16 protein-coding genes are annotated in these 22,989 nt (G+C 60.5%); 5 read left to right on the forward strand and 11 right to left on the reverse strand.

Annotated features, from left to right (window positions below):
- Positions 1-8 precede the first annotated feature (8 nt).
- The 6 genes from ispU to rpsB form a co-directional block, all read right to left on the reverse strand.
- Complete coding sequence (gene ispU, locus AC2CGQ_RS24155; protein WP_004931947.1) at positions 9-767, reverse strand: (2E,6E)-farnesyl-diphosphate-specific ditrans,polycis-undecaprenyl-diphosphate synthase; 759 nt, start codon at positions 765-767, stop codon at positions 9-11.
- Positions 768-1,044: 277 nt separating this feature from the next.
- A complete protein-coding gene (gene ispC, locus AC2CGQ_RS24160) occupies positions 1,045-2,241 on the reverse strand; it encodes a 1-deoxy-D-xylulose-5-phosphate reductoisomerase (RefSeq protein ID WP_088381884.1) in 1,197 nt (398 codons plus the stop codon).
- A 157-nt stretch (positions 2,242-2,398) separates the two neighbouring features.
- Entirely contained in the window at positions 2,399-2,956 is a 558-nt protein-coding gene (gene frr, locus AC2CGQ_RS24165) for a ribosome recycling factor (protein WP_004931943.1), read from the reverse strand.
- Between the two features lie 118 nt (positions 2,957-3,074).
- Positions 3,075-3,800, reverse strand: a complete 726-nt coding sequence (pyrH, locus tag AC2CGQ_RS24170; RefSeq protein ID WP_004931940.1) for a UMP kinase — start codon at positions 3,798-3,800, stop codon at positions 3,075-3,077.
- 148 nt (positions 3,801-3,948) lie between these two features.
- Complete coding sequence (gene tsf, locus AC2CGQ_RS24175) at positions 3,949-4,800, reverse strand: translation elongation factor Ts (protein ID WP_033635739.1); 852 nt, start codon at positions 4,798-4,800, stop codon at positions 3,949-3,951.
- 129 nt (positions 4,801-4,929) lie between these two features.
- A complete protein-coding gene (rpsB, locus tag AC2CGQ_RS24180) occupies positions 4,930-5,655 on the reverse strand; it encodes a 30S ribosomal protein S2 (protein ID WP_004931937.1) in 726 nt (241 codons plus the stop codon).
- 345 nt (positions 5,656-6,000) lie between these two features.
- On the opposite strand from rpsB, the gene map reads away from it, so the two are divergent.
- The 4 genes from map (at position 6,001) to AC2CGQ_RS24200 (ending at position 10,909) form a co-directional block, all read left to right on the forward strand.
- Positions 6,001-6,795, forward strand: a complete 795-nt coding sequence (map, locus tag AC2CGQ_RS24185) for a type I methionyl aminopeptidase (protein WP_004931936.1) — start codon at positions 6,001-6,003, stop codon at positions 6,793-6,795.
- Positions 6,796-6,868: 73 nt separating this feature from the next.
- The gene (gene glnD, locus AC2CGQ_RS24190; RefSeq protein WP_004931933.1) at positions 6,869-9,523 is read left to right on the forward strand and encodes a bifunctional uridylyltransferase/uridylyl-removing protein GlnD; all 2,655 of its coding nucleotides are present in this window, start codon (positions 6,869-6,871) and stop codon (positions 9,521-9,523) included.
- A 42-nt stretch (positions 9,524-9,565) separates the two neighbouring features.
- The gene (gene dapD, locus AC2CGQ_RS24195) at positions 9,566-10,390 is read left to right on the forward strand and encodes a 2,3,4,5-tetrahydropyridine-2,6-dicarboxylate N-succinyltransferase (protein ID WP_004931932.1); all 825 of its coding nucleotides are present in this window, start codon (positions 9,566-9,568) and stop codon (positions 10,388-10,390) included.
- 129 nt (positions 10,391-10,519) lie between these two features.
- Positions 10,520-10,909, forward strand: coding sequence for a DUF3461 family protein (locus AC2CGQ_RS24200; RefSeq protein ID WP_004931929.1), 390 nt, complete (start codon positions 10,520-10,522; stop codon positions 10,907-10,909).
- 57 nt (positions 10,910-10,966) lie between these two features.
- On the opposite strand, the gene AC2CGQ_RS24205 is transcribed toward AC2CGQ_RS24200, so the two are convergent.
- The 5 genes from AC2CGQ_RS24205 to AC2CGQ_RS24225 all read right to left on the reverse strand — a co-directional run bounded on the left by AC2CGQ_RS24205 (position 10,967) and on the right by AC2CGQ_RS24225 (position 21,130).
- Positions 10,967-11,419, reverse strand: coding sequence for a flavodoxin (locus tag AC2CGQ_RS24205; protein ID WP_004931927.1), 453 nt, complete (start codon positions 11,417-11,419; stop codon positions 10,967-10,969).
- Between the two features lie 33 nt (positions 11,420-11,452).
- Positions 11,453-12,223: a tRNA pseudouridine(65) synthase TruC gene (gene truC, locus AC2CGQ_RS24210; protein ID WP_031300599.1), complete on the reverse strand. Its 771-nt coding sequence runs from the start codon at positions 12,221-12,223 to the stop codon at positions 11,453-11,455.
- Positions 12,224-12,283: 60 nt separating this feature from the next.
- On the reverse strand, positions 12,284-14,632 hold the full coding sequence (pbpC, locus tag AC2CGQ_RS24215) for a penicillin-binding protein 1C (protein ID WP_484593920.1): 2,349 nt from the start codon (positions 14,630-14,632) through the stop codon (positions 12,284-12,286).
- 49 nt (positions 14,633-14,681) lie between these two features.
- The gene (locus tag AC2CGQ_RS24220; protein WP_484593921.1) at positions 14,682-20,657 is read right to left on the reverse strand and encodes an alpha-2-macroglobulin family protein; all 5,976 of its coding nucleotides are present in this window, start codon (positions 20,655-20,657) and stop codon (positions 14,682-14,684) included.
- Positions 20,658-20,803: 146 nt separating this feature from the next.
- Positions 20,804-21,130: a YqcC family protein gene (locus AC2CGQ_RS24225; RefSeq protein ID WP_028127529.1), complete on the reverse strand. Its 327-nt coding sequence runs from the start codon at positions 21,128-21,130 to the stop codon at positions 20,804-20,806.
- A gap of 178 nt (positions 21,131-21,308) precedes the next feature.
- Between AC2CGQ_RS24225 and AC2CGQ_RS24230 the strand changes: the two genes are divergently transcribed.
- Positions 21,309-22,547, forward strand: a complete 1,239-nt coding sequence (locus AC2CGQ_RS24230) for an MFS transporter (RefSeq protein WP_015378900.1) — start codon at positions 21,309-21,311, stop codon at positions 22,545-22,547.
- The last annotated feature ends 442 nt before the right edge of the window (positions 22,548-22,989 follow it).

Raw genomic sequence — 22,989 nt, forward strand, 5'->3', positions numbered from 1 at the left:
AGTTCTCCCTAGGACGCATCGGCGCCGATAGGTGTTGTTCCCCCGAAGCGGCGCTCACGTTGTGCAAATGCATTCAGCGCACCTTCAAAGACAAGTTCATCGAAATCAGGCCAGAGCACATCAGTAAAGTAAAGTTCAGCATAGGCGATTTGCCACAGCAGGAAGTTACTGATGCGATGCTCGCCACCGGTGCGGATAACCAGATCCACCGGCGCCAGGTCGCTCATGCAAACCCGTTCGCTCAATAATTCCTCGCTGATCTGATCCGGGTGCAACTCCCCGCCCCGAACCTGCTCGGCCAGTTCCCTTACTCCCTGAATGATATCCCAACGGCCGCCGTAGTTGGCAGCGATATTGAGCGTCAGGCCATCGTTATTTTCCGTCAGTGCTTCAGAGCGGCGGATCCGCTCCTGCAAACGCGCGCTGAACCGGCTAATATCGCCGATCACCCGCAGCCTGACGTTATGTTTATGCAGGCTTTTTACTTCACTATCCAAAGCGCGGACAAAAAGCTCCATCAGGGCAGAAACTTCCTGCACCGGACGGTTCCAGTTTTCGCTGCTGAAGGCATAAAGCGTGAGTGCATCTAAATGGTGGCTGGCGGCAAAACTGACCGCGCGGCGAACCGATTTCACCCCTGCTTTATGACCGAAGACACGTAACTTGCCCTGACGTTTGGCCCAGCGTCCGTTACCGTCCATGATAATGGCGACATGGCGCGGCCCCGGGGAAGATGGATTAGCCTCTTGTTGGTTTGCGGACGACATAACTCGTACTTATTTCCTCAATAGAAATATAACTGCCTTTCCGGAACATCAGACCCTTACGCGCAAAAAAAGCCGTGTGCCCGACACGGCTTTCAGCCTGCCCTCGCGATACCCGACGCAGCCGGGTCGCCATTGGCGCACAAGGCGCCAATCGAGCCATAATTCAACGGTATAACCGCTGACAGGTGGCGCAGACTATACCACCTCAGCGGGGCATGAACAAACGGCCCCGCGGCGGCACGCGTGAATTACGAGCAAAATCGGATAATCGCCGTGATCAGCCGCACAACGTGCGAACGCGTTCCTCGGCGGCGGCGCGCGCCTGGCGGTCAATGTCTAAGACCGCTTCGATGCTGGTCGGTTCCTGCAGCGCGAGACGCTCCACCACCTGGCGATTGACCGCCGCAATGTCGGTAAAGCGAATCTGCTGCTGCAAAAATGCCGCCACGGCGATTTCATTGGCCGCGTTCAGCGCGGTGGTCGCCGCCTGGCCGGCCTCGAACGCTTCGATCGCCAAATACAGGCAAGGATAACGTTCGCGTTCCGGTTCAGCGAAGGTCAGCGAACCGATGCGGCAGAAGTCCAGCGCTTCCACGCCGGAGTTCACGCGCTGCGGATACGCCATCGCGTGGGCGATCGGCGTGCGCATATCCGGCGTACCCAGCTGCGCCAGCACGCTGCCGTCGGCATAGCGCACCATCGAGTGAATCACCGACTGCGGGTGCAGGATCACTTCCATTTGCTCGGCCGAGGCGTTAAACAGCCAGCGGGCCTCAATGTATTCCAGACCTTTGTTCATCATGGTGGCGGAGTCCACCGAGATCTTGCGGCCCATCGACCAGTTCGGGTGGGCGCAGGCTTGATCCGGCGTCATCGCGGCGAACAGTTCCAGCGGCGTGGTGCGGAACGGGCCGCCGGAGCCGGTAAGTACGATGCGCGAAACACCATGACTGTCCAGTGAAGAGTATCCCAACTGGCGCTGAATACTCTCAGGCAAACTCTGAAAAATCGCGTTGTGCTCGCTGTCGAGCGGCAGCAGTTGCGCCTGGCTTTGCCGCACCGCGTCCATAAACAGGCGGCCGCAGGTGACCAGCGACTCTTTGTTGGCCAGCAGCACCTGCTTGCCTGCGCGGATCGCCGCCAGCGTCGGCAACAGCCCCGCAGCGCCAACGATGGCCGCCGTCACTTGATCGACGTCGTCCAAAGCCGCCAGTTCGCAGGCCGCTTGCTCCCCGGCCAATACCTCGGTAGCGACGCCGTTTTCCGCCAGAATGGCGCGCAGCTCGCGGGCGGCGCTTTCATCCGCCATCGCGGCGAAGGCGGGCCGGAATTCGATGCATTGCTGCGCCATAACCGCGACGTTGCGGCCGGCCACCAACGCTTTGATCGCAAAACGCTCGGGATTCGCCCTGACCACGGCCAGGGTGCTGGTCCCTACCGAGCCGGTCGAGCCAAGAATGGTCAGTTGCTTCATGAGTTCACTCTGAATAACTGTCTGATGAGATCGGAGGTGCTCCAGTGTGGAACCTTGGACAGCGCTTGTCCATGATCTTTCAGTACGATGAAACGGGATCTGCGCCACAAAAAACAAAGCGCCGCCCAGGCGACGCTTTTTTTCTGCGCGATGCTGATTAGAAATCCATCAGCTCTTTTTCTTTCTCCGCCAACGCGGCGTCGACCAGCTTGATGTAAGCGTCGGTCATTTTCTGAATCTCGTCTTGTGAACGACGTTCTTCGTCTTCGCTGATCTCTTTGTCTTTCAGCAGCGCCTTGACCTTGTCGTTGGCGTCGCGACGCACGTTACGCACCGCTACGCGGCCCTGCTCAGCTTCACCGCGTACGATCTTGATCAGATCCTTACGGCGTTCTTCGGTCAGCGGAGGCAGCGGAACGCGAATGTCAGAACCGGCGGAAGACGGGTTAAGGCCCAGATCGGAGCTCATGATCGCTTTCTCAACGGCCTGGCTCAGGCTGCGGTCGAACACGTTGATTTTCAGCGTGCGGGAGTCTTCCACGGTCACGTTGGCCAGTTGACGCAGCGGGGTAGCGGCGCCGTAGTATTCCACCATGATGCCGTCCAGAATGCTTGGCGAAGCGCGGCCGGTGCGGATCTTGCTGATTTGGTTTTTGAATGCTTCTACGCTTTTTTCCATGCGTGAATCAGCATCTTTTCTGATTTCATTAGTCACGTTGCAAACCCTTGGAAGCTGGTTACTTGGCAGGCGATACTCAAGTATAGCCCGTAATCGTACTCGGAGAGCGCGCGGCGCCTGGCGTCACGCGCTCCGAAAAGGGGTGTGAACAGCCTTATTTGCTGATCAGCGTACCTTCGTTCTCACCCATCACCACGCGGCGCAGCGCGCCAGGCTTGTTCATGTTGAACACGCGGATCGGCAGACCGTGATCGCGAGCCAGCGTAAACGCCGCCAGATCCATCACTTTCAGCTCGCGCTCCAGCACGTCCTGATAGGTTAATTGTTCATACAGCGTCGCATCCGGGTTTTTCACCGGATCGGCGGAGTAGACGCCATCCACTTTGGTGGCTTTCAGCACCACGTCCGCTTCGATCTCAATGCCGCGCAGGCAAGCAGCGGAATCGGTGGTGAAGAACGGGTTGCCGGTACCGGCGGAGAAGATCACCACGCGGTTGTTGCGCAGCAGGCTGATCGCCTCTGCCCAGCTGTAATTGTCACACACGCCGTTCAGCGGGATCGCCGACATCAGGCGGGCGTTCACATAGGCACGGTGCAGTGCATCACGCATAGCCAGGCCGTTCATCACGGTAGCCAGCATTCCCATGTGGTCGCCCACTACGCGGTTCATGCCGGCTTGCGCCAGGCCCGCGCCGCGGAACAGGTTCCCGCCGCCAATAACTACACCGACCTGAATTCCCAGTTCGACCAGCTCTTTCACTTCCTGAGCCATGCGATCCAAAACGCTGGCGTCGATACCAAAACCTTCTGCACCTTGCAGGGCTTCGCCACTCAGTTTAAGCAGAATACGCTGATATACGGGTTTTGCATTGGTTGCCATGGTGTTCTGTCCTAAGAAGCAGTATTAGTATTGGGGATTTCAGCCGATGAAACGCGCCTGAGGTGAGTATCACGCTGCAGGGCTTGCCACCGGTGTAATTCTGGCTGGATAGTATGGAACCGCCAGACGGCGGTTCCATCGACAGTCATTAAGACTGTTTGCTCATCGCGGCAACTTCAGCAGCGAAGTCGGTTTCGACTTTCTCGATGCCTTCGCCCACTTCGAAGCGAATGAAGTTGGTCACGTCAGCGTTGTGCTCTTTCAGCACCTGAGCAACGGATTTGCTCGGATCCATAACGAAAGGCTGACCGGTCAGAGAAACTTCGCCGGTGAATTTCTTCATGCGGCCTTCAACCATTTTCTCTGCGATTTCTTTCGGCTTGCCGGACTGCATGGCGATGTCCAGCTGAACCTGGTACTCTTTTTCTACCACTTCAGCAGACACGTCTTCTGGCTTCACGAACTCTGGCTTGCTCGCCGCAATGTGCATTGCGATTTGCTTAACCAGCTCTTCGTCAGCGCCTTTAGCCGCAACCAGAACGCCGATACGCGCGCCGTGCAGGTAGCTGCCCAGCACTTCGCCTTCCAGGGAAGCAACGCGACGAATGTTGATGTTTTCGCCGATTTTTGCCACCAGCGCTACGCGCTCTTCTTCGAACTGCGCTTTCAGCACGTCAACGTCAGTGATTTTGCCAGCCATAGCGGCATCCAGCACTTTGTCGGCGAACGCCTGGAAACCGGCGTCTTTTGCTACGAAGTCAGTCTGGCAGTTAACTTCCAGAATGATGCCATAGTTGCCTTCGATCTTGGTTTTGATCACGCCGTCAGCAGCCACGTTGCCTGCTTTTTTAGCGGCTTTGATCGCACCGGACTTACGCATGTTTTCGATTGCCAGTTCGATGTCGCCGTTGGATTCAACCAGCGCCTTCTTGCAATCCATCATGCCAGCGCCGGTACGCTCGCGCAGTTCTTTTACCAGGGCAGCGGTAATATCAGCCATTTCTTTTTCCTCGGTTATCTCGCGTGGAGACAGTTCTCATTCAGATAAGCAAAGGGGGCCTTAACAGGCCCCCCTAACCAACATATGTCAATACCTGGTTAATAAGGGCTCAGTGACGAGCTTGCCTTATTATTCAGCTTCTACGAAGCCTTCTTCCGCCTGAACGGCCAGATCTTGAGAACGACCTTCACGCACAGCGGCAGCAACAGCAGTCAGGTACAGGTTTACTGCACGGATTGCGTCGTCGTTACCAGGGATGATGAAGTCAACGCCGTCTGGGTTGGAGTTGGTATCAACGATAGAGAATACCGGGATACCCAGGTTGTTGGCTTCTTTGATCGCGATGTGCTCGTGATCGGCATCGATAACGAACAGTGCGTCTGGCAGACCGCCCATATCTTTGATACCGCCCAGGGAGTTTTCCAGCTTGGCCAGTTCACGAGTGCGCATCAGCGCTTCTTTCTTGGTCAGCTTGTCCAGGGTGCCGTCTTGAGACTGGATTTCCAGATCTTTCAAACGCTTGATGGACTGACGAACGGTTTTCCAGTTAGTCAGCATACCACCCAACCAGCGGTGGTTCACGAAGAACTGGTCACAGCTGTTCGCAGCGTCTTTTACCGCTTCGCTTGCTGCGCGCTTGGTACCAACGAACAGGATCTTGCCTTTACGGGAAGAGATCTTGGTCAGTTCAGCCAGAGCGGCGTTGAACATTGGTACGGTCTGCTCCAGGTTGATGATGTGAACCTTGTTACGAGCGCCGAAGATGAAAGGCTTCATTTTCGGGTTCCAGTAACGGGTCTGGTGACCAAAGTGAACACCAGCCTTGAGCATGTCGCGCATGGAAACAGTTGCCATGATTAAACCTCTATAGATTAATTGGGGTTATGCCTCCACGTATCCCATAACGCCGACCCTGGCGGCGACAAGTCACCTCAGGGCACCCCGGCGGATGTGCCGATACGTGTGTGTTATTTACACAAAATGAGTGCAGTTAAAGTATTTTCGGCCGATTCCCGCCAGGTCACAAGAACCAAGTCGCGGATCGCCGGCGCGCTTTATACCATAAACCCGCCGCCGACACCAACTTTTGTTGCGTTTCGCCGGGCGTTAGGAAATGAAATTTGGCAGCCCCCGGCCGGGCTGATACCATAAGTCACTGCTTCTTATTGTCGACGATAACGACACCTGCGGACGAATTTCATGGCAATCTCAATTAAAACACCTGATGACATCCAAAAAATGCGCGTGGCCGGCCGCCTGGCCGCCGAAGTGCTGGAGATCATCGAGCCGCACGTCAAACCTGGCGTGACCACCGGCGAGCTGGACCGTATCTGTCACGAGTACATCACCAACGAGCAGCAGGCCATCTCCGCCTGCCTCGGCTACCACGGCTTCCCGAAATCCGTGTGCATCTCGGTGAACGAAGTGGTGTGCCACGGCATCCCGAGCGACGACAAAACGCTGAAAGACGGCGACATCGTCAACATCGACGTGACCGTGATTAAAGACGGTTTCCACGGCGACACCTCGAAGATGTTCATCGTCGGCAAACCGACCATTCTGGGCGAGCGCCTGTGCCGCGTCACTCAGGAAAGCCTGTATCTGGCGCTGAAGATGGTCAAACCGGGCATCCGTCTGCGCACCCTGGGCAAGGCCATCCAGCAATTCGTCGAGGCCGAGAAATTCTCCGTGGTGCGCGAGTACTGCGGCCACGGCATCGGCGAAGTGTTCCATGAAGAGCCGCAGGTGCTGCACTATGACGCGGACGACGGCGGCGTGGTGCTGCAGGCGGGCATGGCCTTCACCATCGAACCGATGGTCAACGCCGGCGACTATCGCATCCGCACCATGAAAGACGGCTGGACGGTAAAAACCAAAGATCGCAGCTTGTCGGCGCAGTATGAGCATACTATTGTGGTCACTGATAACGGCTGCGAGATAATGACGTTGCGCAAGGATGACACCATCCCCAACATCATTACGCACGAGATGTAAGCACTGCGGCGCACGCCGCGTGCAGAATGTCACCAGGCCGGCTTATGCCGGCCTTTTTTATGGGCTGCGCACTATGTCTGACAATCTCCTTCAACCGGCTGTGCCGATGCCGCCCGCCTCTCCCAGCGTCTACGGCGACGACGAGCTCACCTGCCCGCTGCTGAAACAGCGGCTGGAGCAGTTCCAGCTGTGGCTGGCGGCGGCGTTCGACGCCGGATCCAGCGCCGAAAGCCTGGTGGCGGCGCGCAGCGACTTCATCGATCGCCTGCTGCGCCGGCTGTGGACGTTCTACGGCTTTGAAGATATCCCGGAAACCGCGCTGGTGGCGGTCGGCGGCTACGGCCGCGGCGAGCTGCATCCGCTGTCGGATATCGACGTGCTGGTGCTCAGCCAGCGCCGGCTGACGGAGCAACAGTCGCAGCGGGTCGGCGAATTCATCACCCTGCTGTGGGATCTCAAACTGGAAGTGGGCCACAGCGTGCGCACCCTGGAAGAGTGTCTGCTGGAAGGGCTGGCGGATCTGACCGTGGCCACCAACCTGATCGAATCGCGCATGATCTGCGGCGACGTTGCGCTGTTCCTGCAAATGCAAAAACATATCTTCAGCGACGGCTTTTGGCCTTCGCCGCAGTTCTTCCACGCCAAGATCAGCGAGCAACAGGAGCGTCATCAGCGCTACCACGGCACCAGCTATAACCTGGAACCGGATATCAAAAGCAGCCCCGGTGGCCTGCGTGACATCCACACGCTGCTGTGGGTGGCGCGTCGCCACTTCGGCGCCACCTCGCTGGACGAAATGGTCGGCTTCGGTTTCCTCACCCAGGCCGAGCGCAACGAGCTGAACGAATGCCAGAGCTTCCTGTGGCGCATCCGTTTCGCGCTGCATCTGGTGCTGCCGCGTTACGACAACCGTCTGTTGTTCGATCGTCAGCTCAGCGTCGCGCAGCTGCTGCGCTATGAAGGCGAAGGCAACGAGCCGGTCGAGCGCATGATGAAAGACTTCTACCGCATGACGCGCCGCGTCAGTGAGTTGAACCACATGCTGCTGCAGCTGTTCGACGAAGCCATCCTGGCGCTGGACGCCACCGAAAAGCCGCGCCCGCTGAACGACGATTTCCAGCTGCGCGGCGATCTGATCGATCTGCGCGATGAAACGCTGTTCATCCGCGAGCCGCAAGCCATCATGCGCATGTTCTACCTGATGGTGCGCAACCGCGAGATCAAAGGCATTTACTCCACCACCGTGCGCCAGCTGCGCCACGCGCGCCGCCACCTGAAACAGCCGCTGTGCACCATCCCGGAAGCGCGCGATCTGTTTATGGCCATCCTGCGCCACCCCGGCGCGGTGTCGCGCGCGCTGGTGCCGATGCACCGTCACAGCGTGCTGTGGGCCTATATGCCGCAGTGGGGCAAGATCGTCGGGCAGATGCAGTTCGATCTGTTCCATGCCTATACCGTCGACGAACACACCATCCGCGTGCTGCAGAAGCTGGAGAGCTTCGCCGAGCCTGAAACCCGGCCGCGCCATCCGCTGTGCGTGGAGCTGTACCCGCGCCTGCCGCACCCGGAACTGCTGCTGCTGGCGGCCTTGTTCCACGATATCGCCAAAGGGCGCGGCGGCGATCACTCGATCCTCGGCGCGGAAGACGTGGTGGAGTTCGCCGAACTGCACGGCCTCAACTCGCGAGAAACCCAGCTGGTGGCCTGGCTGGTGCGCTGCCACCTGCTGATGTCGGTCACCGCGCAGCGCCGCGATATCCAGGACCCGACGGTGATCCAGCAGTTCAGCAGCGAAGTGCAGAGCGAAACCCGCCTGCGCTATCTGGTGTGCCTGACGGTGGCGGATATCTGCGCCACCAACGAAACCCTGTGGAACAGCTGGAAACAGAGCCTGTTGCGCGAGCTGTATTTCGCCACCGAAAAACAGCTGCGCCGCGGCATGCAAAACAGCCCTGACCTGCGCGAACGGGTGCGCCACCATCGCCTGCAGGCGCTGGCGCTGCTGCGCATGGACAACATCGACGAAGAGGCGCTGCACCGCATCTGGAGCCGCTGCCGCGCCGATTACTTCCTGCGCCACTCGCCGAATCAGCTGGCCTGGCACGCCCGCCACCTGCTGGCCCACGACTCCACCCAGCCGCTGGTGCTGGTCAGCCGCCAGGCGACGCGCGGCGGCACCGAGATCTTCATCTGGAGCCCGGATCGCCCTTACCTGTTCGCCGCCGTCGCCGGAGAGATGGATCGCCGCAACCTGAGCGTGCACGACGCGCAGATCTTCACCAACCGCGACGGTATGGCGATGGACACCTTTATTGTGCTGGAGCCGGACGGCAGCCCGCTGGCGCAGGATCGCCACGCGGCGATCCGCCAGGCGCTGCTGCAGGCCATCACCCAGCGGGAGTACCAGCCGCCGCGCGTGCGCCGCCCCTCTTCCAAGCTGCGCCACTTCAGCGTGCCGACCGAGGTCACCTTCCTGCCGACCCATACCGATCGCCGCAGCTACCTGGAGCTGACCGCGCTCGACCAACCTGGCCTGCTGGCGCGGGTGGGCGAAGTGTTCGCCGATCTGGGGCTGTCGCTGCACGGCGCGCGCATTTCCACCATCGGCGAGCGGGTCGAGGATTTGTTTATCCTGGCCGACGGCGAGCGGCGCGCGCTCGACCAAGAAACGCGCAGAAAGTTGGAGCAACGGTTGACAGAGGCCCTCACCCCAAACGATAAAATGTGATACAAGTAACTTTTTACCGACAACATCAGGAAAGAGAACAGCATGCAGCAATTACAGAACGTTATTGAAAGCGCCTTCGAACGCCGTGCGGACATCACCCCGGCGAACGTAGACACCGTAACGCGCGAAGCGGTAAACCAGGTGATCGGCCTGCTGGACAGCGGCGCCCTGCGCGTCGCCGAGAAGATTGACGGTCAATGGGTCACCCATCAGTGGCTGAAGAAAGCCGTGCTGCTCTCTTTCCGCATCAACGACAACAAGGTGATGGACGGCGCGGAAACCCGCTACTACGACAAAGTGCCGATGAAATTCGCCGACTACGACGAAGCGCGCTTCCAGAAGGAAGGCTTCCGCGTCGTGCCGCCGGCCACCGTGCGCCAGGGCGCGTTCATCGCTCGCAACACCGTGCTGATGCCGTCTTACGTTAACATCGGCGCCTACGTCGACGAAGGCACCATGGTCGACACCTGGGCCACCGTCGGTTCTTGCGCGCAGATCGGCAAAAACGTTCACCTGTCCGGCGGCGTCGGCATCGGCGGCGTGCTGGAGCCGCTGCAGGCCAACCCGACCATCATCGAAGACAACTGCTTCATCGGCGCGCGTTCCGAAGTGGTGGAAGGCGTGATCGTGGAAGAAGGCTCGGTGATTTCGATGGGCGTGTACCTCGGCCAGAGCACCCGCATCTATGACCGCGAGACCGGCGAAATCCATTACGGCCGCGTGCCGGCGGGTTCGGTGGTGGTTTCCGGCAACCTGCCGTCGAAAGACGGTTCTTACAGCCTGTACTGCGCGGTGATCGTCAAGAAGGTCGACGCCAAAACGCGCGGTAAAGTCGGCATTAATGAGTTATTGCGCACTATCGACTAAATTGAAATAGCGGGTGATTCACCCGCTATTTTTTTGTCTGCGTTTCGCTGGCAGTCACAGTCGCAGATCTCGCTTTCCGCCATAATCGCAGTCGTGGAATATAACGATCACATCTAAAGAGGGCGCAGTATGTACGATAACTTGAAGAGTTTGGGCATCAATCAACCGGAAGACGTCGATCGCTATAGCCTGCGTCAAGAGGCCAACAACGACATCCTCAAGATCTATTTCCGCAAGGACAAGGGCGAGTTCTTCGCCAAGAGCGTGAAGTTCAAGTACCCGCGCCAGCGTAAAACCGTGGTGGCGGACAACGCCGGCCAGGGCTACAAGGAAATTCACGAGATCAACCCGAACCTGCGTTATGTAATCGACGAGCTGGATCAGCTGTGCCAGCGCGATCAGGTGGAAGTGGATCTGAAGCGTAAAATCCTCGACGACCTGCGCCATCTCGAAGGCGTGGTGTCGCACAAGATTGCCGAGATCGAAGCCGATCTGGAAAAACTCACCCGCGGCAAATAATGCGGATCGGTTGACCCGCATCATCGCCAAGGCGCCCTTTTGCGGCGCCTTTTTACTTTACGATTGCAGCAGCGTGCCCCACTGCTCGACCCACGGGCAGGCGGCCACTTCCGGCTCCGGCTGTTCCATCGCATCGATCTCCAGCACTTCGCCAACGCGGGTGGCGCCCTGCTCCTGCAGCAGCGCGTCGAACGCGCGCCCGGCGCCGCAGAAGTTGTCATAGCTGCTGTCGCCCAGGGCGATCAGCCCATAGCGCAGCTCCGGCTGATAGCCAACCTGATCGCGGATAGCGTGGAACAGCGGCGCGATGCTGTCCGGCAGATCGCCCTGCCCGGTGGTGGAGGTGATCACCAGCGCGTAGTGCTGACGATAAAACTGCCAGGCCTCCAGCGTGCCCTCTTCGAACAGTTTGACCTCATGGCCCTGCTCGCTGAGGATGTTTTGCGCCTCTTCCGCCACCAGCAGCGAATTGCCGTAGACCGTTCCCACGAAGATACCAACCTGAGCCATGGCTCCTACTCCCTTCATTATCTTTAAAAATTGTCAGCTATCCTGACCGTTAGCCGCGCTAAACTCAACCCCGGCAAGTTCAGGGAATACCCCCGCCCAGCCGAACTGCGCCATCACCCCTTGCCAGGCTTCGTCCCAGCGCGCCGTTACCTGCAGCGGCTCGCCGGTCACCGGGTGCTTCAGCTGCAGATGGCTGGCGTGCAGCATCAGGCGCGGGCAACCGAAATGCTGCGCCATCCCGCGGTTCTGCCGCAGATCGCCGTGCTTGCTGTCGCCGATGATCGGATGGCGAAGATGCGCCATATGGCGCCGCAGCTGATGTTTGCGGCCGGTTTCCGGCTGCAGTTCCACCAGGCTATACCGCGCGCTGTCGTAGCGGCCGACGGCCACCGGCATCTCCACCTGCGCCAACGGCCGGTAGTGCGTCACCGCCGGCTGCGGCCCCTTGTCGGCATCGGCATGTTTATCGGCGATTTTGTCCAGTTCCGCCGTCAGCGGATAATCGAGAGTCGCCCCCTCCTGCACGTAACCCCGCACCACCGCATGGTAGGTTTTCTGCACCTGATGTTGTTCGAACTGCTGCGACAGCAGGCGCGCCACCTCGCTGGACAGCGCCATCAGCAGCACGCCGGAGGTCGGGCGATCGAGACGGTGCACGGTAAAAACGTGCTGCCCGAGCTGATCGCGCACCGTCTGCATCATAAAGCGGGTTTCATGACGATCCAGCCAACTGCGGTGCACCAACCAACCCGACGGCTTGTTCACCGCCACCAGGTGCTCATCCTGATATAAAATCTCAATCACATCACGTTCCCAGGTCAATAACCGTTTCGGGCGCGAGTATAACAGGCATGAGACGCAACGCTAGTTCACCCATTCGATGGTCACCAGCCGCGTATCGGCGCGGCCGCGCTCGTCTACCGCCCGAATGCGGTAGCGCCCGTTGTCGATAGGCCGCCAGTCGATCGGCTTTTTGCTGGCACTGCTGCCGAGATAGATATCGTCGACGAACCAGTACACCGTCTTGCTGTCGGCGTCCGTCACCGCATTGAAGGCGATTTTGTCCCGCCCCTGCTGCGACTGGCGCAGGGTATAGGTGGTGTTTTTCAGCGGTGAAGTGATGCGCGGCGCGCTGCCGCCGACGGCGATGCCGTTGTCCTTGCAGCGATTGACCGGCGGCGCCCGCTTCGGCAACCCGGCCTGAGCGAACACATTGGCCAGATCGGAAGGCCAGAACTCAAAGATTTCGGTGCGGGTCTGCGCCGCATCATACGGCGGGCAAACGACCTCACCGCTGTGAATATCCAGCACCACCGGCCGGTAAACGCTGTCGACCTTGATCGGCGACTTGCCGGGAATGAACCAGGTCTTGCCCTTTTGCTGGCACCACGGCGTCGGCAGATCGCCGCTGGCGAGACAAATGTCCACCCGCCGCAGCCGTTGGGGGAACGGGTGTTTCGGTTCCCGCAGGCCGGGATAGCTGGCGTTGACGCTGTCGATGATGTTGAAGAACAGCGGCGCGGCGGCTTCGGCGCCGACCAACGCATTGTTGCCTCGCCCATCGAAGTTGCCTTCCCACACCACCAGCACATAAGGGCCGAAAATCCCGACGCTCCAGGCGTCGCGAAACCCCCAGGAGGTGCCGGTCTTCCAGTACACCGGCAGCGACGAAGAACGCTGCGCCAGCGTATCGCCCGGCCGCCGGTGCTGGCGCAGCATATCCAGCGTGATGAAACTGGCCTCCTCGCTCAGCAGCCGTACCGGCGTCGATTCGGCCTGGTTCAGCTGCATGCGCAGCGGCCGCAGCTCGCCGCGATTCGCCAGCAGCGCATACAGCTTCGCCAATTCCTGCGCCGTTACCTCGCCGCCGCCCAGCACCAGCGACAGCCCGTAGTGGCTCTCGTTGGCCATATTGGCGACGCCGGTCAGGCGCAAGAACTGATAAAAGGTTGGCTGACGCAGCTGCGAGGCGACATAGACCGCCGGGATGTTACGGCTGAAATTCAGCGCGTCGGTGGCGGTCACCGGGCCGAGAAAGCGCCGGTCGAAATTTTCCGGCGCATAGGCCCCAAACGACGAAGGCACGTCTTTCAGAATGGTCATCGGATGCAGCACGCCCTGCTCCATGCCCAGCGCGTAGATGAACGGCTTCAGCGTCGATCCCGGCGAGCGTTTGGCGTTGGTGCCGTTCACCTGCCCCTGAATAGGGCGATTGTAATAGTCCGCCGATCCCACCAGCGCGCGCACCCCCATATCGCGGCTGTCCACCAGCAGCACCGCGGCGTTTTGGATACCGCGGCTGCGGTTGCGGGCGATAAAGGCGTTGACCTGCCGTTCGACCAGCCGCTGCAACCCGGCGTCCAGCGTCGTGTCGACGCGGGTATCGCGCTGCACCAATTGCTGCGTCTGCAGGCGCAGCTGTTCGATAAAGTGCGGCGCAATATAGGGCACTTGTTCAGGCTGCCGCAGCGCCAACGGCAGGCGGAACAGCGTTTGCTGGCTGGCGTCGGTGGGGTAAACCTGTTGCCAGCGCAGGAACAGACGGTTGCGCGCCTGCGTCAATGCGGCGCCGAGCACGCCGGTTTTCGGCTCCAGACGGTAGCTGGGTGACTGCGGCAACACCGCCAGCGTCAGCGCCTCCGGCAGAGTCAACTCCCGCGGCGACTTAGCGAAATAGATCAGGCTGGCGGCGCCGATGCTTTCAATGTTGCGGCCGTAGGGCGCGTAATTCAGATAGGCTTCCAGGATATCGCGCTTGGAGTAGCTCAGTTCCAGCTGCACCGCACGCAGCACCTGCAGCAGCTTGCCGCCCGGCGTACGGGTATTGAGATGCCAGCGCATGCGCGCCAGCTGCATGCTGATGGTCGAACCGCCCTGCATTTTGCCGCCGGCGACATAGCTGCGCCAGAAACCGCGCATCAGGCTGACGGGGTTAAAGCCGGGGTTATAGTAGAACCAGCGATCTTCGTGCAGCAGCAATCCGCGCACCGCCAGCGGCGACACTTGCTCCAGCGGGGTCCACAGCCGGTAGCGATCGTCGTTGGCCAGCGTAATGCGCAGCAGCGCGCCGTGCCTGTCGTGATAAACGGAAGACTGCGGCAGCCCCTGCCACAGGGGCGGATGCGGCCACAGCCGAATTGCGGTCAACAGCAGCGCCAGTAAAAACACCGCCATCAAGCCGTTTTGCAGCACGCGCCCGGTCAGGATCTTCATACGTTCTCAGCATTCCGGCGCCAGACGCTGGCCTGGCGCCGGATACGGCCTAGTCGTTGCCCGCCGGCACCACCACCAGCTTGCCGCCGCCGGCCGACATGGCCTGCACGTCACGGTCGTACATGGCTTCGCCGTAGGCCGGTGGAACAATAAAGCTGCCGGTATTGGTGGCTTTGATTTGATAAACGAACTCCTGCACCTCAGTGCCGGCGCTGCCGTAGATAATCACCCGATCTTCGCGGATATCGCTGTAGTCCGGCGCCCAGGTGGAGCCAGATGCGGCCAGCGGCGACTGCCAGCCGCCATGCTCGTCGCTCTCCTCGCCTGCGTCGGCCGGCTCCGGCGGCGTCTGCTGCACCACTTCGAACCCGCCCGGCAGCAGATCGACGATCGCCAGGTTGCTCTGCCCCTCTTTCGAGTTGGCGCGCACCTTCAGATGGACGTTGATCTTCTGCCCCAGCGTCACCTGCGTCACCGGCTTGCCCTGTTCGTCGGTGTAATCGCGGACGATCTCAATCCCGCGCGACAGCGCTTTTTGCGGCGCATTCAGATCGTAACCGGCCTGCGTCACCACATACCAGGCCGGCGCGCTGCCGCCGTTGGTGAAGCGCACGGCGGTAGCGTCGGCGTTAAATTGCCCCTGAACGAACAGCCCCTGCAGCTCGCTGATGCGCTGCGGGTCGCCGCCGCTTTTGCCCACCTGCACGATGCCTAACGCGTCCGCATTGGCGGATTGCGCCGCCACCTGGGCCGAATAGCTTTCCAGCGCCAGGATGCTCATTGCAGAGGAGTAGGTGGTGTAACGCTCTTCTTTCAGTGCCTTGACCATATTCTCCAGCACCTGCGGCGGGATCGACGCCACCTTCTCAGGGAAGTGACGGGTAATCAGATACAGCCGCGTCGCATCCTGCACCAGCGGATCGAAATAGTTTTGCGTCCACCAGGCGCTGTCATAGGCTTTGCTCAGTTGCTGCCAGCTCGGTTGCAACAGCGCGGCGGCTTCGTCGTCCATCTTCAACAGGCGATAGGAAGAGGCCAGATAGAGTGCGCTCAGATCGGTTTTCCAGCCTTCGCCATAGCGTTTTTGCAGCGTATCCTGCACCGCCGCCAGCGAGTTGGTGGTCACTTCGCCCTGCAGCGTCAGCAGGTAAACCGCCCAGCTGCGCAGGCGCAGCAGATACAGATCGTCGAATCCGCTGGCCGCCAGCTCGCGCAACGCGCCGTTGGCTTCATCCAGCATGCCTTCCGGCAGGGCGTAGCCCGCCGCTTTGGCTTCGAGCAGATACTGCACCACATAAGGCGTGACGAAAGGATCGGCATCCGGCGACGAACGCCAGGCGCCGATCGCCCCGCTGTCATTCTGACGGGCGCGCAGCACGCCCAGCAGATTGCGCAGCTGCTTGCTGACTTCCGCCTGGCTCAGGCTGCTTTTCATCTCCGGATGACGGCTCTGCAGCATCAGCGGAATGGAGCGGCTGACGATCTGCTCGGAACAGTAATACGGGTAATCCGCCAGGTATTGCGCCAGCCCGCTGGTCAGCACCAGCGGCGAATTCGACACCGCCGCCCGGCGCTGCGCGAAGGCGTCGAACATCTGGCGCAGGCCGTCGACGTTCTGGCTGCCGCCGCTCATGCGCCCCATCACCGACTGGGTGCGGTACGGCGCCGCCGGCCGTACCGAGGTGCTGACGGTGCGGCGGCTGGCCTGGTCGCCGTAACGGGCGTCGAACACCAGCGGCGCATCACCCAGCACGGCTTTGGCGCGCAGGCGGAAGGTGATAACGCCTTCACGTTTTTCCGCCAGCGTCAGGCTTTGCGTCGCGTTGCCCACCACCTCCAACTGCGGCGGCGGCGTCAGCAGGACGTTGATGGCCACCGACTGGCCGTTCAGCCCTTCGAGGTTGTTGCTGACGCCCACGCTGACGTCGAACTCATCGCCCGGCGCCACCATCGCCGGCACGTTCGGCGTCATGATAAAGCTGTCGCGCACCGTGGCGGCGGTTTGCGCCTTGCCGATTTTTTCCGGCGTCACCGAAATCGCCATGACGCGGATCTTGCCGTTGAAGTAATCCGGCACCGGGTAGACGAACTGCTTCTCGCCGCTGACTTCGGTAATGCCGGACCAATAGGCCACCGGCTTGTCGCGCTTGCGTTTGAACGGGTTGAGGTTGAGATCCAGCCCTTCGCCCGCATCGCCGCCCGGCGCCGCGGTCAGCGCCATCAGCTTGCTGAATTCCGGCAGGATCAGATCGAGGATCTGCGAGCTGCTCACGTTCAGTTCGCGCTTGCTGAAGAAGAACTCCAGCGGATCCTTCAGGCGGTAACGCGCCACCTGCAGAATGCCCTCATCGACGGCGAACAGCGCCACCTGCTGCGGCGCATCGGTCTTGACCGTCATCGTCAGATTTTCACCCGGCTTGATGATCTCCGGCGCCGTCACCTCGAGGCTGTTTTGGCGCGCCTGGGTGCTGATCTTGAACGGCATCACGCCGTAGCTCAGCGGGCTCATGAAGATCTCGCTGGAGTTGATGTCGCGCACGAACTGCACGTTGATGTAGCCGTTGCCCTCCATGCCGGCTGGCACGCGGATCGTCTGCACCGAGCTGGTGGTATCGGTGTGGAACCACTGCCAGGCGTAAACCTTGTCCTTTTCAATGGTGATCAAGCCGCTGCCGGTATAAGGCGCGTTGATCGCCACCTCGATCTCTTCGCCGGGCTGGTATTCCGCCTGGTTGAGTTTCAGCTTCAGTTCGGCATTGCGATCCAGCGAACGGCTCAGGTTGGCGTTGCCGGCCACGCTGTAGGCGACGCGATTGAGCGTCTTGCCCTGCGCATCTTCAATCACCAGCACGAAGTCGCCCGGCTTATCGGTCGCCAGCCTCAGATCCGCGCCCTGCTCGCTCAGCGCCAGCGGCTGTTCCGACAGCTGCACTTCCTTCATCTTCGACTGGTATTTGTAAACGCCCGAATCCTGTTTGGTCAGCACCGAAATGTATTTCTGCTCGATCAACACCTGCTTCAGGTTCGGCATGGCGATCTGTTTCAGGGCCGGATCGATGGCGATCACGTTCAGATGCCGCTCCGCGTCGCGGTTGATGTAGCCCAGATCGCCGTCGGCCTTCACGCCGATCAGGTAATCGTAAGGCGAAACCAGCGTGCGGGCGGTAGCCGCCACCGAGCGCCCGCCGCCGGCGACGAACGCCTCCGACAGCAATTGCAGCTGATAGGTGGCGTCGGCGTAGGATTTCAGATCGAGCGGAATATCGGCCGTGCCGTGCTCATCGGTGGTGCGAGCTTCCAGCTCGGTCTCGAACCCGTCGCTGTTTTGTCGGTTTTCATAGAACGCATAATCCGGGAAGCGATCGAAGCTCGGATACATCGGCCGCAGCGTCAGCCTGGAGGTCACGCGGCGATCCTGCGCCGGGGTGCCGAACAGGTTCTGCACATCGATGCTGGCCTTCAGCTCGGACGGTTTTACCCAGCCTTGCTGGCGGTCCGGCGTCAACGCCAGCTTCACTTTCAGCTGATCCGGTTCGAACTCCTTCACATTGACTGCGGTATGGCCGAGCAGCGTGGAGGTGTCGTTGTTTTTGCCGATCAGATACAGATAGACGTTCCACTCGCCGGTAGGCGAATTTTCATCGGTGGTATAGCTCAGCTCGTTGAAACCGCTGGCGCCCAGCGTCAGCGGCACGGTGGACATCAGCTTGTCGCGCGGATCGCGGATTTCGGCGCGCACCGGCACGCCGGCCAGGCCAACGCCCCAGTCGGCGGCGCGGGTGATCAGGCCGATGTTAAAGGTATCCCCCGGCCGATAAACGCCGCGATCGGAGAACAGGTAGCTGCTGAGCGTGCGCGGATCGGTCGGCGTTTGTTCACCGGCAACGTCGAAGCGCGAGAAATCCAGCCCGCGATCGTTATAGCTGCCGGTTGGCAGGAAGGAGACATCCCCTTCTTTCTCCACCAGGAACATCACCGGCTGGCGCTCGTTGGTGTACACATCCAGCGCCGGGAAACGCACGTGGCCATCGGCGCCGGTGGTTTGGCTGAGCAGCGTCACGCCGTTTTTGGCCACCACCGACACGGTGGCGCCGCTGACCGGCGCGCCGCTTTGGATCGACTGCACAAAGACGTCGCGCGTTTTGTCCTGCGAGCTCTTGGCGACGATGCCCAGATCGGTCACCACCACAAAGCGCGAATCGCCGACGTCGGGCTGCTCTTCTCCTTCGCTCTCGTCCTGTTCCTGATCCTGCTCGGCGCCCGCCTCTTCCGCCGCCGGTTTTCGGTTCGGCTGCCATTCAGACAGCGTCAGCAGGAACACCCCGCGATGGGAACTGGCGTTGGTGGAGAGATAGCGGGAAAGATCGATGCCCTGATAGTTCACTTCCCCCGGCCGCTCGTTGTTGAGCGCCGTCTGGTATTTGAAATGCTCGGTGAAATATTCGTCGTTGAGCCGGTTGAATTCCGTGGAGGAGTATTCCCGGCTTTTGAAGGAGACGATGTGCTGCAGCTGGCTCGGGATCACCCGCTTGATGTCCAGCCGCAGGCCCGCCACGTTGCGCGCCGCCACGCTGATCTGCTTGTCGCCGTTGACCGACAGCAGGGAGCCCTGCGACATGAACTGCAGCGATTTCGGGAACTCCGGCACTTCGACCACGCGGTAAACCTTCTTCGGCATTTTGTAACCGCCGGCGGAAACCAGCTGGTTATCGATCTCGAGCAGCACAAAGCGGTGCGCCGGGGCGTCGAAACGGAAGCTGAACTGCGGTTGGTAAGCCTCTTCCGCCTCGTTAAGCGTCAACGGCAGCGGCGTCGCCTGCGCCAGCACGTTTTTACCGACGCTGTCGACCGTCCATTGATAGAAATCGTCGGCATCGTCGGCGGCCTCGGCATCGCTCGGATCGTGCTGCGGCAGCAGCCAGGCTTTCGCGGCCCGCGCCAGCTCTTTATCCTTCACCGCATCGCTGAAACCGACCACCAGGGCACGCTGCCCTTGGCCGCCGTCGGTATCCACCACCTGGGCGCTGGCGTCGCTCAGCGCCAGGCTGTACAGCGTCGGTACTTTGACCCAGTTGCTTTTCGCCTCTTCGACCGCATTGCCGGCCGCCGTCGATTTAACGCCCTTGCCGACGGTCAGATGCACTGCCCCGCCCTGATCCAGCGCCTGCAGCGGCTCGGAATGCACCCAGGCGTTCAGTTTTTTCTCGTCATAGACCAGAGAGAAATTCAGCTTTTTCTCGGAGGTGGCGCTGCCTTCTTTCAATCCCAGCGAAATCTGTTTTTCAAAGCTGCCGACGTCAACCGGCGCGTTGAACTGCAAATTGAAGATCGCGCTGCGTTTTTGCGCATTTTGCGGATCGCGGTAATACTCGGCCTGCCCCAGGCGGTAATCGAACGCGGGCACGGTGAAGGCATAACGGGTTTTGAATAGCTTGACCTGCGGCGCCAGCAACGTGGCGGGTTCAAGGGTCACCTCATATTTCGCGCCCATCGGCAGCGGCTTTTTCGCCGTGAACACCAGTGTCGACTCATTGCTCCATGCCCACTGCCCTTCCGCCGACGGTTTCAGAGTGATGCCGGCGCTCACGGTTTTGCCCGCCGCGGTTATCGGCGCAGCCGAGCCGCTGAAGGTCAGGCTCACCGTTTGCGGCGCCTGCCGGGCGGCGGCGTAGTCTATCGGCTCGGGGTTGGACAACTCGGCGTTGATCTCCTGAACCACCATCGGCGCAGGTTCAATCGGTTGGGGCCGGTTTTGCCACCAGTGCCAACCGTAAAATGCGCCGCCCGCAACGCCTGCCAGCAGCAGCAGGCTCAGACCGACCGCTTTCGGGTGTTTATCCACGCCGCTTTCCAGCCGCAAAAAACCGCGCGGCAGCGCAGCCCACCAGGCCGGCGCACGCCAGCTGAGGTTGCCGACCAGCGGTCTCAGCAACCGCCCCAACAGCGACAACGCCCCGCCCAGCAGGCGACAAACGCCCTTAACCAGGGTAAAAGGCAAACGCAGGATAAACCTTAATAAATCCATTATTGCAGCACCTCATCATCCTAATGCAGCTCCCGGTCAACCGCCGCGGTTAAACCGAGCCGAAAGACGCCGTCGGCTCTCCTGCCCGGCATCCGCGCGAGTACTCTACACTGCCGGGCGGCAAAAATCTGCGCGCCGCCGGCGCATTACGGCTCTTTATTCAACATCAAATCCAGCTGTTGCAGCAGCACCAGCAGCGGCAGACTGCTCGGTTCACGATCTTTCAACGCCTCTTCGAAATAAGGCGTGATGGCGAAGCGCGTCGGCAACGGTGCCTCGGCGTCCAACAACGCATACATGCGCGGCAAGAACACCCACTGCAGCCAGGCTTCGGCCGACATGCTGTCGATGCAGAACGGCTCGGTGCTGGAGAAAGCCTCATGCTCAGGGGGCGCGGCCTGCCACAGCGCCAGATCGCGCATGGATTGTTCAATCGCCTGCAAACTGCGGCGCACCTGGTTATGTATACTCATCTGCATTCCCGATCTCTTTTCATCATGGTATTCAGCGCTCTGGCTGAAAGGCGGCAAAGCATAGCATTTTTATAGCCCAAATTCGGCGCGCCTGAGACAGCTCGCCGTTTTTATCTGGTGACGTTCGCCGTCGCGCGGCACAATAGGCCCACCGAATTCACCACACAGATAAAGATTCATGTCCGTAATAACAGAGAAAAAAAACCACGCGACGCCCGGTAAGGCCATGTTGGCCTCGGTCACCGGTTATGCCATGGACGGGTTTGACCTGCTGATCCTCGGCTTTATGCTGCCGGCCATCAGCATCGAATTGGGATTATCCTCATCGGCCGCCGGTTCGCTGGTCACCTGGACGCTGATCGGCGCGGTGCTGGGCGGCGTGATCTTTGGCCACCTCAGCGATCGTTTCGGCCGCATCCGGGTACTCACGATCACCATCCTGATGTTTTCCCTGTTCACCGGCCTGTGCGCCGTGGCGCAAGGCTATTGGGATCTGCTGGCCTATCGCACCCTGGCGGGCATCGGGCTGGGTGGCGAGTTCGGCATCGGCATGGCGCTGATCGCCGAAGCCTGGCCGGCGGAGAAGCGCAACCGCGCTTCGGCTTACGTCGGCATGGGCTGGCAGTTGGGGGTGCTGGCGGCCGCTTTCCTGACGCCGCTGCTGCTGGAACACATCGGCTGGCGCGGCATGTTCCTGGTCGGCCTGCTGCCGGCGCTGGCGTCATTCCTGATCCGCCGCACGCTGGGCGAACCGGAGGAATTCGTGCGGCAGAAAGACGCCGGGCAGCCGCTTTCCTTCCTGCAGCGTTTGCGCCTGCTGTTTAAGGATCGCGCCACCGGCAAGGCCAGCATCGGCATCTTCATTCTCTGTTCGGTGCAGAACTTCGGTTACTACGGGCTGATGATCTGGATGCCGACTTACCTGGCGAAAAACTTTGGTTTCTCGCTCACCAAGTCCGGCCTGTGGACGGCGGTGACGGTCGTGGGCATGACGTTCGGCATCTGGCTGTTTGGCGTGCTGGCCGACCGCTTCGCCCGCTGGAAGATTTTCGTGCTGTATCAGGTCGGCGCGGTGGTGATGGTGATCGGCTACGCCCAGTTGAGCGACCCGATGCTGATGTTGTTCGCCGGCGCCGTGATGGGCATGTTCGTTAACGGCATGATAGGCGGCTACGGCGCGTTGATTTCCGATACTTACCCGGTACAGGCGCGCGCCACCGCGCAAAACATCTTGTTCAATCTCGGGCGCGGCGTCGGCGGCCTGGGGCCATTGGTGATCGGCGCGCTGGTGACGCAGGTGTCGTTCACCGCCGCTATCAGCCTGCTGGCGGCGATTTACCTGCTGGATATCTACGCCACGCTGTTCCTACTGCCGAAAAAACAGGGCGCAGGCGATACGCTGGGCGCGATTGGTTAACGCTGGCGATGGATTAAGCAGAGAAGCACGCACGGCGGGATAGAACAAAAAGTTGGGGGCACTGCGTTAACAGTGCCCCCGGTTCGTTTTATAGCCATCCCGCTACACAGCGTGCTCCCTGCTCAATCCTTGAAAACTTTTCCTGCGGCCATCCTGACCAAGTGGTCCTTGCATCATCCTGCAGCATCGTCCTGACGCGGTTCCTCAGCCTTCCTGACCCGCCGACAGTCCTGTGCCGGCTCTCAATCTCCGTCCTGGAGGTGTCCCTGGTTTCTATCCTGAAACATCCTGGGCATCTCCTGACGCCATCCTTCGCTCTTGCCTGAGCGCATCCCTTTCTTCGTCCTGAAGCTGCATCATCCTGATGCTTTCCTGCTCCGCCGGTTCCGTTCCGGTAACGATAAGATCGCTTAAATTCCCCGGAATCACAAGGGTTTGGGAG

The organism is Serratia sp. DFXYC6, assembly GCF_057196085.1.

Coding starts and splice junctions, on each gene's coding strand:
- AC2CGQ_RS24205 (WP_004931927.1), bottom strand. CDS start 11,419: ATGGCTCAGGTTGGTATCTTCGTGGGAACGGTCTACGGCAATTCGCTG.
- ispC (WP_088381884.1), bottom strand. CDS start 2,241: ATGAAGCAACTGACCATTCTTGGCTCGACCGGCTCGGTAGGGACCAGC.
- AC2CGQ_RS24225 (WP_028127529.1), bottom strand. CDS start 21,130: ATGAGTATACATAACCAGGTGCGCCGCAGTTTGCAGGCGATTGAACAA.
- map (WP_004931936.1), top strand. CDS start 6,001: ATGGCAATCTCAATTAAAACACCTGATGACATCCAAAAAATGCGCGTG.
- pyrH (WP_004931940.1), bottom strand. CDS start 3,800: ATGGCAACCAATGCAAAACCCGTATATCAGCGTATTCTGCTTAAACTG.
- glnD (WP_004931933.1), top strand. CDS start 6,869: ATGTCTGACAATCTCCTTCAACCGGCTGTGCCGATGCCGCCCGCCTCT.
- tsf (WP_033635739.1), bottom strand. CDS start 4,800: ATGGCTGATATTACCGCTGCCCTGGTAAAAGAACTGCGCGAGCGTACC.
- AC2CGQ_RS24200 (WP_004931929.1), top strand. CDS start 10,520: ATGTACGATAACTTGAAGAGTTTGGGCATCAATCAACCGGAAGACGTC.
- AC2CGQ_RS24220 (WP_484593921.1), bottom strand. CDS start 20,657: ATGGATTTATTAAGGTTTATCCTGCGTTTGCCTTTTACCCTGGTTAAG.
- rpsB (WP_004931937.1), bottom strand. CDS start 5,655: ATGGCAACTGTTTCCATGCGCGACATGCTCAAGGCTGGTGTTCACTTT.
- AC2CGQ_RS24230 (WP_015378900.1), top strand. CDS start 21,309: ATGTCCGTAATAACAGAGAAAAAAAACCACGCGACGCCCGGTAAGGCC.
- pbpC (WP_484593920.1), bottom strand. CDS start 14,632: ATGAAGATCCTGACCGGGCGCGTGCTGCAAAACGGCTTGATGGCGGTG.
- dapD (WP_004931932.1), top strand. CDS start 9,566: ATGCAGCAATTACAGAACGTTATTGAAAGCGCCTTCGAACGCCGTGCG.
- ispU (WP_004931947.1), bottom strand. CDS start 767: ATGTCGTCCGCAAACCAACAAGAGGCTAATCCATCTTCCCCGGGGCCG.